Source organism: Paraburkholderia kirstenboschensis (genome assembly GCF_904848585.1).
In the GTDB taxonomy this organism is placed as follows: domain Bacteria; phylum Pseudomonadota; class Gammaproteobacteria; order Burkholderiales; family Burkholderiaceae; genus Paraburkholderia; species Paraburkholderia kirstenboschensis.
Genome location: NZ_CAJHCR010000005.1, coordinates 108,343 through 124,875 on the forward strand (window position 1 = coordinate 108,343; position 16,533 = coordinate 124,875).

General features: G+C 60.9%; 12 protein-coding genes. 7 read left to right on the forward strand and 5 right to left on the reverse strand.

The features are described from left to right. The first annotated feature begins 345 nt into the window (after positions 1 to 345). A complete protein-coding gene (locus JMY24_RS15925) occupies positions 346 to 1,533 on the forward strand; it encodes a hypothetical protein (protein ID WP_201702388.1) in 1,188 nt (395 codons plus the stop codon). Between the two features lie 183 nt (positions 1,534 to 1,716). Here the strand turns inward: JMY24_RS15925 and JMY24_RS15930 are convergent, their stop codons facing one another. Genes JMY24_RS15930 through mhpT form a run of 3 tightly spaced genes read right to left on the reverse strand, consistent with a single transcriptional unit; the run spans position 1,717 to position 5,841 of the window. Then, positions 1,717 to 3,423 (reverse strand): tannase/feruloyl esterase family alpha/beta hydrolase, encoded by a 1,707-nt coding sequence (locus tag JMY24_RS15930; protein WP_128596149.1) that lies wholly within the window; start codon positions 3,421 to 3,423, stop codon positions 1,717 to 1,719. Between the two features lie 10 nt (positions 3,424 to 3,433). Next, entirely contained in the window at positions 3,434 to 4,576 is a 1,143-nt protein-coding gene (locus tag JMY24_RS15935; protein WP_128596150.1) for a porin, read from the reverse strand. A 59-nt stretch (positions 4,577 to 4,635) separates the two neighbouring features. Continuing rightward, the gene (mhpT, locus tag JMY24_RS15940) at positions 4,636 to 5,841 is read right to left on the reverse strand and encodes a 3-(3-hydroxy-phenyl)propionate transporter MhpT (RefSeq protein ID WP_201702552.1); all 1,206 of its coding nucleotides are present in this window, start codon (positions 5,839 to 5,841) and stop codon (positions 4,636 to 4,638) included. A 460-nt stretch (positions 5,842 to 6,301) separates the two neighbouring features. On the opposite strand from mhpT, the gene JMY24_RS15945 reads away from it, so the two are divergent. The 3 genes from JMY24_RS15945 to JMY24_RS15955 all read left to right on the forward strand — a co-directional run bounded on the left by JMY24_RS15945 (position 6,302) and on the right by JMY24_RS15955 (position 10,721). Further along, positions 6,302 to 7,138, forward strand: a complete 837-nt coding sequence (locus tag JMY24_RS15945; protein ID WP_128596151.1) for a p-hydroxycinnamoyl CoA hydratase/lyase — start codon at positions 6,302 to 6,304, stop codon at positions 7,136 to 7,138. Positions 7,139 to 7,216: 78 nt separating this feature from the next. After that, positions 7,217 to 8,668: an aldehyde dehydrogenase gene (locus JMY24_RS15950; protein WP_201702390.1), complete on the forward strand. Its 1,452-nt coding sequence runs from the start codon at positions 7,217 to 7,219 to the stop codon at positions 8,666 to 8,668. A 163-nt stretch (positions 8,669 to 8,831) separates the two neighbouring features. Beyond that, positions 8,832 to 10,721: a feruloyl-CoA synthase gene (locus JMY24_RS15955; protein WP_201702392.1), complete on the forward strand. Its 1,890-nt coding sequence runs from the start codon at positions 8,832 to 8,834 to the stop codon at positions 10,719 to 10,721. 45 nt (positions 10,722 to 10,766) lie between these two features. On the opposite strand, the gene JMY24_RS15960 is transcribed toward JMY24_RS15955, so the two are convergent. Continuing rightward, entirely contained in the window at positions 10,767 to 11,456 is a 690-nt protein-coding gene (locus JMY24_RS15960; protein WP_128589578.1) for a hydrolase, read from the reverse strand. 453 nt (positions 11,457 to 11,909) lie between these two features. Between JMY24_RS15960 and JMY24_RS15965 the strand changes: the two genes are divergently transcribed. From JMY24_RS15965 to JMY24_RS15975, 3 genes are all read left to right on the forward strand, one after another. After that, on the forward strand, positions 11,910 to 12,926 hold the full coding sequence (locus tag JMY24_RS15965; RefSeq protein ID WP_128596153.1) for an ATP-grasp fold amidoligase family protein: 1,017 nt from the start codon (positions 11,910 to 11,912) through the stop codon (positions 12,924 to 12,926). Positions 12,927 to 13,187: 261 nt separating this feature from the next. After that, positions 13,188 to 14,189 (forward strand): glycosyltransferase family 2 protein, encoded by a 1,002-nt coding sequence (locus tag JMY24_RS15970; protein ID WP_128596154.1) that lies wholly within the window; start codon positions 13,188 to 13,190, stop codon positions 14,187 to 14,189. Between the two features lie 106 nt (positions 14,190 to 14,295). Further along, positions 14,296 to 15,519, forward strand: a complete 1,224-nt coding sequence (locus JMY24_RS15975) for an acyltransferase family protein (RefSeq protein WP_128596155.1) — start codon at positions 14,296 to 14,298, stop codon at positions 15,517 to 15,519. A 56-nt stretch (positions 15,520 to 15,575) separates the two neighbouring features. Here the strand turns inward: JMY24_RS15975 and JMY24_RS15980 are convergent, their stop codons facing one another. Next, on the reverse strand, positions 15,576 to 16,427 hold the full coding sequence (locus tag JMY24_RS15980) for an alpha/beta fold hydrolase (protein WP_128596156.1): 852 nt from the start codon (positions 16,425 to 16,427) through the stop codon (positions 15,576 to 15,578). Between the last annotated feature and the right edge of the window lie 106 nt (positions 16,428 to 16,533).

Consider the following 16,533-nt stretch of genomic DNA (forward strand, 5'->3'; position numbering starts at 1 on the left):
TTCTCCGACCTTGGCGAACGACTCAATGCGCCATTGACTACTGCGCCTATAAAGCACTCGAAGAAGTGCCGCTGAACCATAAATGCATTTCCATTAAATCGCATCGACGCTCGTCCGACACCCCTAAATGCGACAGAAATAGTCGCAAAACGTTGTGATTCATTGAGTTCGTTTCTGAACCGCATCTGCTACCCTGAACCTGCCGATTTCGTGCGGGCTCGCGCGCATGCGCCGGCTTCGGCGCGGCATTCCTTTGCAGCCCGTCTACGCAGCGAAGCGACTCCGCGAGGTCTGCGCGAAATCTGCTTCTACGTATTCATCTTCAATCACCGCATGGAGTACGCGATGTTGGAACGGCTGGGCTCACGGTTTGTCGCTATTGGTGTTTTACTGATCGTCGCGGGCTGCGGCGGCGGAGGCGGTGGGGGCGCCACGAACTCGGGAGCCGCCGCACCGGCATCCGGCGCATCGGGCACGAGCGCGACCACACCGACGCTGGCCGCCGCTACGCCTGTGATCGACGGCACGACGCTTGGCGATGCAAACTGGCCCACGGGCTCCACGTCGTCGGGCGGACTCGGCCAGCCTGTTGGCGGGCTGAACTGCGGGTTGCGCAGCAATGCCTATACCTATACACATTTGTCGATCTATCAGAACGGCCGCCTGCTCACGGTGCCCGCCAACATCGGCACGGTCGGGCCGACCATGACGGCGCAGACAGGTTGCGCGTATCCGCTGCATACCGTCGACGCAAGCGGCAAAATCCGCATGGATACGACCACCGGCGCGTCGTACACGCTCGGCCAGTTCTTTGCGATATGGGGCGAAACGCTCGGTGCGTCGAACGTCGCGGGCCTGAGCGGGTCACCCGTTACGATCTATGTGAACGATGGCGGCTCGCTTTCGCAATACAAGGGCGATCCCGCGAGTCTCGTGCTTCCGCCGCATGGCGAAGTCACCATCATGACCGGCACGCCGTTGACTCAGATTCCGACCTACACGTGGACCGATCCGCCGCCCTTCGATCCGAATCCGATCACACTCGCCTATCTGGGCGTGGTGGGCACCTCGTACTGGCCGAACGGCAATACGGCGTCGGGCGGGACCGGTGCGACGGTCGACGGTTTGATCTGTGCCGCCGGGATGAGCGAGTTGTACCACGTGCATGCGCATCTCGCGATCATCAAGGACGGCCAATGGCTCGCTCTGCCGGCGAACGTGGGCATTCTCTCCCAGTGCAACTATGAAATGCACACGCACGACCAGACCGGCATCATCCATATCGAAACGCCGAACCTCAAGACGTTTACGTTGGGTCAATTCTTCGACATCTGGGGCCAGCCGCTCTCCAGCACGAACGTCGCGGGCATCAGCGGAAATGTGGTGGCGTATATCAACGACAACGGCGATTCGCGCCGTTACATGGGCGACCTGCGCAACATCGAGTTGACTTCGTTGCGCGACGTCACATTGCAGATCGGCACGCCGCCGATCAAAACGCTTGCGACTTACTCGTGGTATGAGCAGCAGTAACTGGAAAGTTTGCGGCATGCGCGAGGTCTGAAGGATAGCGGCGACGGCGTGACGCTCAGCGCGTCCAGCCGACGCCGCAAGACCGCAAGATCGCAAACATCATTACTGTTGCCACCGGCAACGGGCCCCGAAACCGGGGCATGTCGCCGACATACGTTAGGCAAGCAGCGGCTCACCCAAGCATCAACTACACGAAAAACTCGCCGCTGAATTCAGATCGCCGCCTTTGTATCGTGCGACTTTCGGATACGGACACAGCGGCCGTGTGCGGCCCGCGCCCCACTGCGCGGGTACTTCGCTATTCGGTATCGCGTTGCTTGCATCGCGTGCGGTCGCGATGACGCTGTCCGGTGCCTTGCCCTGCTCGACCCACGCGATCATCGGCGTCAGCATGTCGAACTGATCGGCTGCGGGGCCGCCCGAGCAATGGTTCATCCCCGCGACTGTGAAGAGCCGCGCGAAGTTGCTTGCATCGCCTCCGTTGGCCGCCATCACCCGTTGATACCAGTCCGTCGTATCGTTCGACGAAAACACCGGGTCGCTCGTGCCGTGATACACCATCAACTTCGCACCGCGTTGCCTGAGCGCGCTGAGATTGGCCTCGTCGGGCGGCGTCATGAAGGACCACGACGATTCCGTGTACGCGCCGCCCGTCGCAAAGATTTTCGGCGCATCGGTGTCCATGCTGAAGTTCAGTGCATACGACGACAACTGGCTCAGCAACGAAGCGCTTTGCGGCGGCGTCGTGAATGTAAATGCAGCGGCGGCGGGGTCGAGCGTGATGGAGTTGCTCTGCTTCCATGCCGCCCAGCCCGCGCCGCTCACGCCCGCATCGTATGGAAAACTCGCGTACAACGCGGTGCCCGCGCTATTGCGTGCGCCCGAGAACACGTTGCCGACCGCTTCTTTTTGCGCGGTAGTGAGGCACGTTCCGTCGCGCACGTTGCCCGAGCAGGTCGGCACATCCGCGGCCAGGCTGAAATTCGCCTGGCATGCCTTAATGTCCTGCACCATGCCGTCGGCGGCGCCATCGAGTGCGTCGCACTTCGCGATGATCCGCGACGCCACCAGTTGCCGTTCAGCGGCAGTAAAGCCGGTCTTGATGTCGGGCAGGCCATTCGCGGTTGTTGCAGTCGCAACCTTCGCGAATTGCTGCGCGCCCCACATTTCACCGATGGCGGCCTTCGGCAAATGGAAGCCCGGATCGCCCGCAATGATCCCGTCGTACTCGGCCGACGATCTCGCCGCCGCCACCATCGCGTGGCGCCCGCCGTTCGAGCAACCGTCGAAATAGCTGCGATCCGGCGCCTTGCCGTAGGCGGTGCGGATCACCTGCTTGGCCATCGGCGTGAGCGTCGCCACCGCGTTATAGCCGTAGTCGATACGGGCCTGCGGATCGAGACCGAACAGCGGATTCTGCGACGACGAGTGTCCGGCGTCCGAACTGATCACGGCAAACCCCATGTTCAGCGCATCGTTAAGCGGACCGCCCCCGCCGATCTCGCCGGTTGCCGTCACCACGTTGCCGTCGAGCCCGCCGTTGGCCTGATAGAAGAACCGGCCGTTCCATGCAACGGGCAGACGCATCTCGAAGCCGATTGCGTAGGTCTTTCCGTCGACAGCGCTCACGCGCTGATTCATCTGCCCCTGGACGACACAGTGCTCGGCAATAGGCTTGCCCGCCACTTTCAGCGTTCCGGCCGGTACGTCCTGCACGGAACTGAATGTGGTGTTCGCGAAGGCCAATTTACTCGCCAGCGCCGCGCAGCTTCCCACGAGCGTGGCCGGTGTTGCCGCGCTCATGTGCGGCAACGTCAATGTGTTATCGGAAGAGCCGCCGCATGCTCCAAGCGTCGCGCACACGGCTACCGCAATCACAGATTTTTTCATTCAATGTCTCCTAGAACGCGTGCTTGATACCGACCATCACACCTGTCTGACCGATGCCGGCGGCGGGCGTCGTGCCGCCACCGCCGCCGCTCACCGAATAACGCGCCTTCGCACTGTTGGCGAGATAGGCGGCCTGCGCATACACGGACGAGCGCTTGCTCAACAGATACGTGGTGCGCAGCGCGCCCATCGTCGCGCGCGAGTCGTGCGCACTGTTGATGATGCGGAACACTTCGCCATCGACCAGAAACGCGGGCGTCACGAAGTACGATGCGCCGACGAAGAACAGATCCGAGCGCACGTTCGGCACCGCGGGCGAGTCCGTCACGACGCGCCGGCCAAGCCAGCCTGCGCCGAGCTTCGCGCCCGCATACTGCGCATAGGCGCTCACATGCGTGCGTGCGTCCTTGTCGGCGCCATTGCCGAGCGGCGTGGGAGCGACGCCGTCGAAGAAATTCGCCTGCGCATTCGTGCCGCCGCGTTGCTCCTCATATGAAGCTGCGATGCCGAAGTTCGGCGCGTCGTATTTGAGCATCACGGACCAGTCGCGGCATTCGGTCGGATGGCCCGCCACCGAACCCGCGCATGTGCCCTGCCCCGGCGAATTGCCGGTGCCGGCCGAATCGCGGCCAAACGAATAGCCGGCGCCGAGCGTGAAGCCCTTGTACGTACCCATGTACGTAGCCGAATTGTCGGCGCGCGCATTGGGCACGTATGCGTCGAGCGAACCCATGCCGTAGATGTCCGGGCCGATGATGTCGGCACCTTGCAGCGCGAGGTACGTCATCGTGTATTGCCGGCCGAATGCCACGGTCCCGTATGGACCCTTGAGGCCGACGAATGCCTGCCGTCCGAACAGGCGCCCACCCTGGCCGGAACTGCCGTCGCGAACGTTGAATCCGCTTTCCAGTGTGAAGACGGCGCTATAGCCGCCGCCGAGATCCTCGGCACCGCGCAGGCCCCAACGCGAAGGCAGTTCGCCCGTTACTGCCGGCATGCGAAACACATGGCCGCCTGCGGCGTTCGCATGCGATACGTATTCGACGCCGGTGTCGATAATCCCGTACAGCGTGACGCTCGACTGCGCGAGCGCGGTGGTACTCAGCGCGCACAGCGCGCTGGATATCAGAATGCGGGTCGTGACTGTTTGCATCGTTGTTGTCTCCAAACGTTGTGTTTTCTTTTTCAGGCTTTTTTGCTAAGGATGGCTGATCAGTCGTTCGCGCGTGGACGGCGGATCAGCATCAGAGCCGCCGCCGCGGCAATCAGCGTGACGGGAATGCTCGCGCCGATCACCGTCGACGAACTGCGGCCCATCGCCAGCAACTGGCCGGCCGCAAGTGGCCCGACCACCGAGCCGACGCGCCCCACCGCGACCGCTGCGCCAACACCCGTGCCTCGCATCGCTGTCGGATAGAACGCAGCAGAGAGCGCATACAGCACCGATTGGCCGCCGATCACGAACATCCCCGCGAAGAACGCGGATACTGTGAGCGCCGCGAAACCAGGAGCAATCGACAGCGCCGCAAGCGACGCGATAATGCCGATGTACATGCCGGACACCACCACACCGCCACGCAAACGGTCCATCAACATGCCGATGAAAAGCGCGCCCAGGCCGCCGCCGATGTTGAAGAAGATCTGCACATAACCGACTTCCGCGCGCGCGAGTCCGCGTGCCGCCATCAACGACGGCAACCAGTTCAGCAGGAAGTACAGAACGATCAGCGTGCAAAAGTAGCTGATCCAGATTTGCAACGTGGAGAGCCCGCGGCTCGCGCCGAACAGCACTTCGCCGACGGGCGCGGGCTTCCTGCTCATGCCGTGCGACGCGCGGCGAAACGCGGAGGACTCAGGCAGGAATGCGAGCAGAAGCGGCACCAGAACGAGTGGCCCCGCGCCGCCCACATAGAAGATATGACGCCATTCCGTATCGCCCATACTGACGATGCCGACAATCGAGGCGATCACTCCGCCGAAGGGAATGCCGCAATACATCACGCTAACGGCGGTATTGCGCGACTTCGGCGAGACCGCCTCCGACGATAGCGCGATCAGGTTCGGCAACGCGCCGCCCAGACCGATCCCCGTCAACACACGCACGAAAACCAGCATGCCGAAGCTGCTGACGAACGCAGTCGCAATAGACAGCAGGCCAAACAGACACGCGCATAGAATCAGTATCCGCTTGCGGCCGATACGGTCCGCGAGCCGTCCGCCCAACATCGCGCCGGGCAATAACCCGAACGTGCCCGCGCTGAACGCGAGCCCCATTTGCGCAACGCTCAGGCCGAATTCGCGCGCCATGCGTGGCGCCGCGACGCCCACCGATTGAAGGTCGAGCCCCTCGAGCAGGGCAACCGCAAAACACAGACTCAACGTGATGACGGCGCCCGTTCGCGCGGTGTCTTGCGCCATGCCGTCTGCCGGCAGTGCTGTTCTGGTGGATTTCATGTCTGTCTCCTGTCGGCCGGAGCCGGCGCTTTCGCGCCTTACTCCGGTCACTGCAAGTTGATTGCTGTTTATTGTCTCGATGGCCGTCGATGCATCGGTATCGCTGCCTTATATCAGGCTCCCTGACATAGTGGGTGAACAAAAGCGCGTTCATGAGAACGCGCCAGGTCAGTCGCGATGGAGCATATTAAATATCAGGCGACCTGACAAAACAAGGTAGGCGTCTTTGGTGAATACCCCAGGTGCATCCAACGCAAGGGTTTTCACCGATCACGTGGCGATTGTGTCCAAAGCTGCTTGATAATAGACTTGTATCAGGCTACCTGATACGACGCGTGCATTGAAGCTTTAACGCGAACGCTATTGGGTGCTCGCACATCACGACAAACATCGATACGCGCGCAGGCGCGCTGGAGCTACAAAAATGGCAAGTTATGAGGGTCGCTGGACGACGGTGGACGTGAAGGTCCAGGAAGGCATCGCATGGGTGACATTCAATCGCCCCGAGAAACGCAATGCAATGAGCCCCACGCTCAACAGCGAAATGATCCAGGTACTGGAGACACTGGAACTGGACGCGGACGCGAAAGTACTGGTGCTGACAGGCGCAGGCGACGCCTGGACGGCGGGCATGGATTTGAAGGAGTACTTCCGCGAAGTCGATGCCGGCCCGGAAATCCTGCAGGAAAAGATTCGTCGCGACGCGTGCCAATGGCAATGGAAGCTGCTTCGCATGTACTCGAAGCCGACCATCGCCATGGTCAACGGCTGGTGTTTCGGCGGCGGCTTCTCTCCGCTCGTGGCGTGCGACCTGGCCATCGCGGCAGACGAAGCCGTGTTCGGCCTCTCCGAAATCAACTGGGGCATTCCGCCGGGCAATCTGGTCAGCAAGGCAATGGCCGATACGGTCGGGCATCGTCAGGCGCTGTACTACATCATGACGGGCGACACGTTCGACGGCAAGCAAGCCGCTGCAATGGGACTCGTCAACAGCAGCGTGCCGCGCGAGCAACTGCGTGCGGAAACGGTCGCGTTGGCCGCGAAGCTGCTTGAGAAAAACCCTGTCGTTCTGCGCGCCGCCAAGCATGGATTCAAACGCTCGCGCGAACTGACGTGGGAGCAGAACGAAGACTATCTGTATGCGAAGCTGGACCAGGCACAATTGCGCGATCCCGAGAAAGGACGAGAAGAAGGATTGCGGCAATTCCTCGACCAGAAGTCGATCAAGCCGGGACTTCAGGCGTATAAGCGCACCGAGTGAAGATCAGGTGAACATTAATCCCGTGCTGCCCGCACATGCGCGCCGCACGGGAGAAAGCATACAAAGGAGACAGCCATCGTGAACGAAGTAAGTATGTTGATCGGGGGCAAAGATTGTCCGGCCTCGGGCGGCGCCACCTTCGAGCGGATTGATCCCGTCACCGGCGGCGTGGCTTCGCGCGCGCCTGCCGCCACGCTCGCCGACGCGGATGCCGCTGTCGAAGCCGCCGCCGCCGCGTTTCCCGCGTGGTCCGCGCTACGGCCAACGGAGCGTCGTGCGCGCCTGCTGAAAGCCGCCGACATCATGGACGCGCGAGCCGGCGCGTTCATCGAATGCGGCATGGCCGAAACCGGCGCGATGGCCAACTGGTACGGCTTCAACGTGCATCTCGCAGCCAACATGCTGCGCGAAGCGGCGGCCATGACCACACAGATCGACGGCAGCGTGATTCCGACTGACACGCCAGACAACATTGCCCTGGCGGTGCGCCAGCCGTGCGGCGTGGTGCTCGGCATAGCGCCGTGGAATGCGCCGGTGATTCTCGGCACGCGCGCAGTCGCGATGCCGCTCGCGTGCGGTAACACCGTCGTGCTAAAGGCATCGGAAGCCTGTCCGGCCGTACACAGAATGATTGGCAGCGTGCTGCACGATGCGGGACTCGGCGACGGCGTCATCAACGTGGTGACGAACGCGCCGGACGACGCGCCCGCCATCGTCGAACGGCTGATCGCGCATCCCGCCGTGCGTCGCGTGAACTTCACGGGTTCGACGCACGTGGGCCGCATCATCGCGATGCACGCGGCCAGGCATCTCAAGCCCGCGTTGCTTGAGCTCGGCGGCAAGGCACCCGTTCTCGTGCTTGAAGACGCGGATCTCGACGCGGCCGTCGACGCAATAGCGTTCGGCGCCTTCTTCAATCAAGGGCAGATCTGCATGTCGACGGAACGCGTGATCGCACATCGCAGCGTGGCCGATGCGCTCGTCGACAAGCTCGCCGAGAAAGCGCGCACACTGGTTGCCGGCGCACCCACCGCGCAGAGCGCCACGCTCGGCGCGATGGTCAGCGCACAAGCTGCGCTACGCGCAACGGCGCTCGTGCAGGACGCCCGCGAACACGGCGCGAAGATATTCGGCGGCGGCACGCTGGATGGCGCAATCATGCAGCCGACCATCGTCGACGGCGTTCTCCCGGTTATGAAGCTTTACGCCGAAGAATCGTTCGCGCCGGTGGTAACGGTGCTGCGCGTGGACACCGACGACGAAGCCGTGAAAGTGGCCAACGACAGCGAGTTCGGCTTGTCCGCCGCTGTCTTCAGCCGCGATATCGCACGCGCGATGAGCGTCGCGAAACGTGTGGAGTCGGGGATATGCCACATCAATGGACCGACCGTTCACGATGAAGCGCAGATGCCGTTCGGAGGCGTAAAGGGTAGCGGCTACGGCCGTTTCGGCAGCAAGGCGTCGATTGCCGAGTTCACGGACCTGCGTTGGATTACGATCCAGACGGGTCCGCGTCACTATCCGATCTAGCCCCCTCGATCTGGACGCCTCGATCCAGATTCCCCGGTCAGGACGCTCCGATCAGAACGCTTCGATCAGGAACGCCCCGATCTGACACGCACGCCGTTTCAGCGGCATCATTCGAATCTCGCATGCTTCGCAGCAGACGAAGACGGCAGGAAGGAGACAATAAGTGAATTCGCAGCCGACGCAATCCAGTGTCGATAGAGAAACGCCCGTGCGCTATCGCGATGTGCGGATCGGTTCGGCGCCCGCACGCGTTCGCCGTGACGGCGACGTGTGGTACATGGAGTCCGCCGCGGTACCCGGCGCCTATCCGAAGCGCCTGACCGACCGGCTCGCGAGCGGCGCGCGTGCGCATCCGGACCGCTGGCTCGTCGCGCGCCGCGGCGCGGACGGGGAATGGCAAGGCATCAGCTACGCGCAAATGCTGCAGCATGCGCGTGCCATCGGCCAGGCGCTGCTCGAACGCAAGCTGTCGGCCGAGCGGCCCGTTGCGATCCTCTCCGGCAACGATCTCGAACACATGATGATCGCGCTCGGCGCAATGTGGGCCGGCGTACCGTACGCGCCCATTTCGCCGGCGTATTCGCTCATTTCCAGCGATTTTGGCAAGCTGCGGCATGCGCTCGATGTGCTCACGCCCGGTCTCGTCTTCGCGACCGATGCCGCTGCATTCGCCGCTGCGATCGACACGACCGTCGCGGCCGATGTTGAAGTCGTGACGTCCACGGGCTCCTGTGCACGCGCTGTGACGAACCTGTCGGCGCTGCTCGACACCACGCCCACAACGGTCGATGCCGCGCATGAAGCGATCGACACGGACAGCATAGCCAAATTCCTCTTCACGTCAGGCTCGACGACGCTGCCCAAGGCCGTCCCTACGACGCATCGCATGCTATGCAGCAATCAGCAGATGCTGCGCGAAACGTTTCCCGAGTTCGCCGACGAGCCGCCGGTACTCGTCGACTGGCTGCCGTGGAATCACACGTTCGGCGGCAGTCACAACGCGGGCATCGCGCTCTATAACGGCGGCACGATTTATATCGATGACGGCAAGCCAGTCGGCAAGAAATTCGAAGAGACACTGCGCAATCTTCGCGAGATCGCCCCGACGATCTACTTCAATGTGCCCAAGGGCTGGGAAGAACTGACGAGCGCGCTTGAAACCGACGCAAAGCTGCGTGAAACGTTTTTCTCACGCGTGAAGGTGTATTTCTTTGCGGGAGCCGGACTCTCGCAAGCCGCGTGGGATCGCCTGCAGCAAGTTACGGAGCGCTTTTGCGGCGAGCGTATTCGCATCATGGCGGGTCTCGGCATGACGGAGACTTCGCCGTCGTGTCTCTTCACGACGCTGCCCGCAATGACCGCGGGTTATGTGGGCGTACCCGCGCCAGGCTGCGAAGTGAAGCTCGTGCCCATTGCGGACAAGCTGGAGGCGCGCTTTCGCGGCCCCCACGTCATGCGCGGCTATTGGCGAATGGACGGTGCAACCACCGCGAAATCGTTCGACGACGAAGGCTATTACTGCAGCGGCGACGCACTGAAATTCGTCGACCCGCAGCAGCCCGAACTGGGCTTGATGTTCGACGGCCGCATTGCCGAAGACTTCAAGCTTAGCTCCGGCACTTTTGTCAGCGTGGGGCCGATGCGCGCGCGTGTCATTTCGGCCGGCGCGCCGTATGTGCAGGATGTGGTCGTCTCCGGCCTGAATTGCGACGACGTAGGCTTGCTCGTGTTCCCGCGACTCGACGACTGCCGGCGGCTCGCGCAACTGCCTTCGTCGGCGAGCGCGTCAGAGGTCGTGAGCGCGCCCGCCGTGCGGCAGTTCTTCGTCGAATTGCTCGATCGCCTCAATCGCGAGTCGACGGGCGGCGCGACCACGATCGCGCGGATGCGTCTGCTCGACGTCGCGCCGTCGCTCGATCTCGGTGAAATAACCGACAAAGGCTCGATCAACCAGCGCGCCGTGCTCACGCATCGCGCTGAACTCGTGCAAGCGCTGCATGACCCGCTCCAGCGGGATCGGGCCGTGATTTACGCGCCGCATGTCCGGACCTGAAGCCTGGCAACGCGACGCGCGGGCCGCAACAAGCGGCCTGAGCGCTTACTTGCGGGCGGGCACGGGCGCGAGAACCTCGTGCGATCCGGCCGCGCGCTGCGCCGACTTGTGGACCATCGTGTACGCGTAGTCGACGCCCATGCCGTACGCGCCGGAATGCTCCTTGACGATGCCCATGACTGCGTCGTACGTCTCTTTGTGAGCCCAGTCGCGTTGCCATTCGAGCAGCACCTGTTGCCACGTCACCGGAACGACGCCAGCCTGGATCATGCGCTGCATCGAATACTCGTGCGCTTCCTTGGAGGTGCCGCCCGACGCGTCAGCCACCATGTAAATCTCGTAGTCGCCTTCGTCCATCGCGCACAGCGAGAAGGTGTTGTTGCAGACCTCGGTCCACAGACCCGCCACCACCACTTTCTTGCGGCCGTTGGCGGCGAGGGAGTCGCGAACCTTCTGGTCGTCCCACGAATTCATCGACGTGCGTTCAAGCACCTTGTGACCGGGAAACACGTCCAGCAACTCCGGGTACGTATAGCCGGAGAAGCTTTCCGATTCCACCGTCGTGATGGTGGTGGGAATGTTGAACACGCGCGCGGCCTTGGCAAGGCCGACCACGTTGTTCTTCAGCACCTGACGGTCGATCGACTGGACGCCGAAAGCCATTTGCGGCTGGTGATCGATAAAGATGATCTGCGAGTTCGCAGGCGTGAGGACTTGCAGTTTCGGATTAGCCATGGCTTTGTACGTCCTAAGGGTCGATAAGGGTTTGCTGAACAGGGCAGGCATGCCGCACTCGCTTCAGAAGCGAGAAAAACTGGAATGCAGTCTATCGGCGGGCTTGCGCCGAGTCCTTGTCCTGGTCCTTAATCGTTCTTAAAAATAACAAACCGAAAGGAATCGACCTTAAGGACGAGCCCGCCTCAAGGTGCCGGCTTCCGGTCGGCCACATCCTTTCGATCCGAGACGTTCAAGCCCACGGCGGGCTTTCGCAGACGTCGCGATGCCCAGTGAATAGCGGCGGGTAAACCTCCAGACAGACGGCCGCCTTCATGGGATTGGGCCAAAACACCTTCGTTTAGCGACGCTGCCGCTTACCGCGACTTCCGTACGTTAACCTCGCATTGTGATACATCGGGACGCCTGGCCAGGCCCCCGATGTAGCGCGAATAACTTACGGGAATACGAAAAATGACAACGACCGATTCAGTCCAGTTTCCGGGTGAATCCGGCGCCTCCGTGCCGCAACAGGAAGCGCCATCGCGCAGAAGTACTGCCCCACTGCGCCGGCAATCCACAATTCGCAAGATAAAAGAAGCGTCCAAGTCACTATTACCGGCGCCGCTGTTCCTGAGCCTGCTGCATCACAAGGAAATCGGCCGCTATCCGAACTTGCTGCGCCCTACTACCTTCAATGAGAAGATTTTGCGAAAAAGCCTGCGGCCCGATCCCTGGTTCGCAGAGTTGACCGACAAGCTTACAGTTAGAGACTATGTTGCGAGAAAGCTGGGAGACGAGCACGTCATACCGCTCCTCGCAGCGCCGGACACTTTTTCGAAAGAAGTATTCGATGCCCTGCCGGACTCGTTCGTGATGAAAGCCAATCACGGCAGCAGCTACGTCGAGGTGGTGAGAGACAAGTCCACACGCTCTTTCGAAGAACTGCGAGAACTCGCCGATCACTGGTTGACACTCGACTTCTACAAGATCGCGCGCGAAAAACACTATCGCCAGATCAAGCCAAGCATTTTCTTCGAGCATCTGTTGCTTGACAAGAGCGGCCAGATTCCCGCCGACTACAAACTGCACTGCTTCGGCGGCCGAAGTGGAAGACCTGTCATTTATATTCTGGTGATCTCGGACAGGTTCGGCTCGAACACGCATGGCGACATATACGACGTGAACTGGAACCATCTGGACATGGCGATTGGTGCCTACAAACCGAGTGAAGAGCCGTCGCCCCGTCCAGAGAACCTGGAAGCCATTCTGGACGCTGCCACGAAGCTATGCAGCGATTTCGACTATGTTCGCGTGGACCTGTATGCGCCAGATAACGAGATCTACTTCGGCGAATTGACGTTTACGCCGGGTGCGGGCGTACTGCCTTTCACGCCTGACAGTGTCGACTACGAGTGGGGAAAACTCGTGCCAGACGCGTTCCTTTCCGCAAGACCGCCTTTACCGATACCGCCGACGCAACCCGCGTAACGTTTGCCGATTTCTTTCGGCAAGTTTGTCGCGTGACGCGCGCCGCACGAGGGCATGTTCCCCGCTTTACCGAAGCCCAAGTGAGCCGCGTCGAGTTGTGTTATCGACCGCACATATCGCATTACGGTCCGTTGGCGGGGCAGCGAACGGAAAGGTAAATTGCTTTGTGCTGGCTCCAGAGAGGCCAACGCGAGCGGAACACAAGGCGGACGTTGTCGCCGGTACGCTACGCTCCCGGTTCATGACAGGTGGTGAATAAATATGCAAAACGTGACGATCGTCATCTGCAATTACAACTATGGCCGCTTCCTCGCCAAGGCAATCAACTCAGCCCTCGAGCAGGATTATCCGGCCACTCAGGTGCTCGTCATCGACGACGGATCAACAGACGGCTCACGCGAAATCATAGAAAGTTACGGCGGTCGCGTCAAAGCGCTTTACAAGCAGAACGGCGGCCAGGTGTCCGCCTATAACGATGCGGTGAACATGCTGGAGACGGAATTCGTCATCCTGCTCGACTCCGACGATCTGCTGTATGCTCACGCGGTGTCGAACGTCATGCGTGTGTTCGAAAGCGGCAACTTCGTCAAGGTCCAGTTCCGGCTCGACGTCATAGATCCCGCGGGCAAGCCTTCGGGCACGTACGTACCGCACTCCGCGGCTCCCAGTGACTGCGGCAGCCCTTTGCGCCAGGGCTGGTTGTATCCGTCGCCACCGGCGTCGGGCAACGCTTACCGGACAAGCGCACTAAAGAAGATATTTCCCGTTCCGGAGGCCGACATCAATCGTTACGGGGCGGACTTCTATGCGATCTATGGGGTCGCCTTGTTAGGAGCCGTGGCAACGATTCCGGAATCGCTCGGCGCTTACCGCGTGCACCGCACCGAAAATTCGGGGATCGATTTCGCAAACTCTGAAAGCAACGACAAAGCTCCCAAGGCGCTGACGAAACGCTGGGCCATTCTGCGGCAAATGGCGCGCGCGCGTTTAGGCATCGAACTTCCGCTGTCGTTTCATGACTTCTCGCTTGAGAAGGCCCACTTCTGTTCTGCCGTTTATCAGGCGCCGTTCACAAAACGTTGGCGGTGGGTCAGCCGGCAATCGCACAGTTACTTTCGCTCTATCGTGGGGAACCCGTTCTGGAGCTACAAGAAAAAGATTGGCACGCTCGCTTTGTCTAGTCTCTGTTTGCTGCCTTTCTCGGCGCTCTCGGATTTCGCCGTTCGTTACATTGCGAATCCTCTTGCCCGGCGTCGCTTTTAGTCATCCGAAGCAAGTTGAATCGTCGTTTGTAGTTCGTTTCAGTCTTTAAAGTGTGCTCGGTGCCTCGCATCAAATGCCAGCGCAACAATCTTGCATGGACGTGATGATGAACAAGTTCGTTGGCCTGGATGTACTGCGTTTCGGTCTGGCCGTGTATCTGATGGTGTTTCACTCGATACATCAGTATCCGCAGTACGTGACGCTTCCGTTCGTCGAGTTGGTCAATCTGGGCGGGTTTGCCACCAGTTCGTTCTTCATCCTGTCGGGCTTCATTCTGGCCCACGTCTACTTCGGGCGGACCACCGAGTTGCGAGGCGGCACACGTGAGTTCTTCGTGAAGCGCCTTTCCAATCTTTACCCAGTGCACCTGGTCGCGCTTGTACTGTTGCTTCTCGTTTCGGCGGCAGGCACCCGCGGATATAACCATTTCGCGCTCATGTCCCTCGACGATTCCGAGCAGTTAGTCACGCTCGGCCCCACCGAGACCGCAATCCATTTCGTGCTGAACCTGTTCCTTGTGCAGGTATGGTATCCGCTATACGGGTCGGTTAATCCGGCCTCGTGGTCGCTTGCGACATTGTTGTTCTTCTATCTCGCGTTTCCGTTCTTCGCACCGCGGCTTCTGAAAGCGCGGAACAAATACCGGCTTTTGCTGATCTTGTGGGTGCTTTACCTCATCCCGCCTGCGCTTGCCACGGCGATGCACTGGTACGGTCCCGCCGCGGTTGGTATCGTCACTCGCAATCCGCTGCTGCGACTGCCCGAATTCCTGGTTGGTATCGTCGTGTATGGACTGTTTCGCGAGGGACATCTGAACCAGATTCACCGCAGCGGCATGAAGCTCGCCGCGGCGTTGTTCGTATTCGCAAGCTCGTTCGCAGCCGCTGCGTGGCTCGAGTCGCATGGGTCAATCGAAACCCGCTATCTCGTTCATAACGGCGCATTGATGCCTGCGGAGGTGTTGCTCGTCGCTGTATTCGCCGGCATCTCGATTCCTTCCAGGTTCGCGGCGCTATCTACCCGCCTCGGCAACTCGGCGCTCTCGCTCTTTGCCATTCATGGGCCGATCTTCCTCATCATGATAAAGGTGCTGAAACTGCTTTCCATCGGGAAATCGCCCCTATGGTGCGCTTCACACTTTTCCGAGTGCGTCGCGGCTTCGAAAGAAGTCATTCCCAGTATGGCGACTTATCCGCTCTATCTGATCGCAACGGTGATTGTGGCCGTGTATTTCCAGGAGCGGCTGGTCGCTCCGTTAAGGGACTGGATTCGCAGTCGGTTCCTCAGAGCGAGGACGAGGGCGCCCGCGGCAGAGCCGGGAAGTGTTTGAGGATTTCCGCCGCCGTGAGGCGGCTCAGCGCAAGGCGGTCGCCTTCAGAAGCACGTTTAGAAGCTCACAAACGAATGCACGAGCCGATTGAAGGCTCCGGCGTTCGACACATTCATTCCGTGCGACGCGCCCGCAATGGTCTGCTTGTCCGCGTAGTCGATCCAGTCCGCGAGTTTTTCGACGTTGTTGCGGAACATGCGAGGGCTGCGTTGCCCTTCGATCAGCAGCGTTCTGCATTTCACACCGCGTGCCGCGTCGCGTGAATATGCGGGCAACGGATCGCGTAGCTGTTTCGGCAAGGTGGCCGCGTTGTCCGTGGCCATGGTGCGAAAGGCGGTAGAACTTTTGCGCCATGAGCCCGGCGCGCTGACCGAGTCGACGAACAGTTCAAGACCCGCGTCGATCTCGCCTGCTTCTATCAACTCAGCAACGCGCGCGCGCAGCGCGTTCGTCGCCGTCGGAAGCGACGCGTCGGGCATGCCGTCTATCTGTAGCGGACCGCCCGGGTCCGCAAGCGTAAGCGTCTTCACGAGTCGCGGGTACTCGCGCGCCACGTTGAATGCGACGCAACCGCCGCGCGAATGGCCAACCAGATGCACAGGCGCGATGTCGAGCGCCTCGATGAATTCGGCCAGTTCGGCAACATGCGTCTGCCAGCCGAACTCGCCCTGTATGCACGCCTCGGCTGCGGGCCAGTAGTGGCTCAGGCTTACCGAGATGCAGCGGAAATGCTCGGAAAGCGCCGCTGTCTGTGCACTCCAGTAGCGGTAGTCGCACAGCGACCCATGCACGAAGACGAGCGGCTCACCCGTTCCGCACTCGACGTACGGCACGCAAATGCCCGATGCGATAGTCGCAAACGAGAGTTCGGGCACGGCAAGCAGGGAGAAATCGGTTCGGGCGTTCATACACTGGCTCCTTTGCCTGCACTATGCCGCACGTCAACATTTAAGAAAATCGCGTAATATTGATGGAATCCATCTGATTTTCTGATACCAAACCTTGAAAGCACTC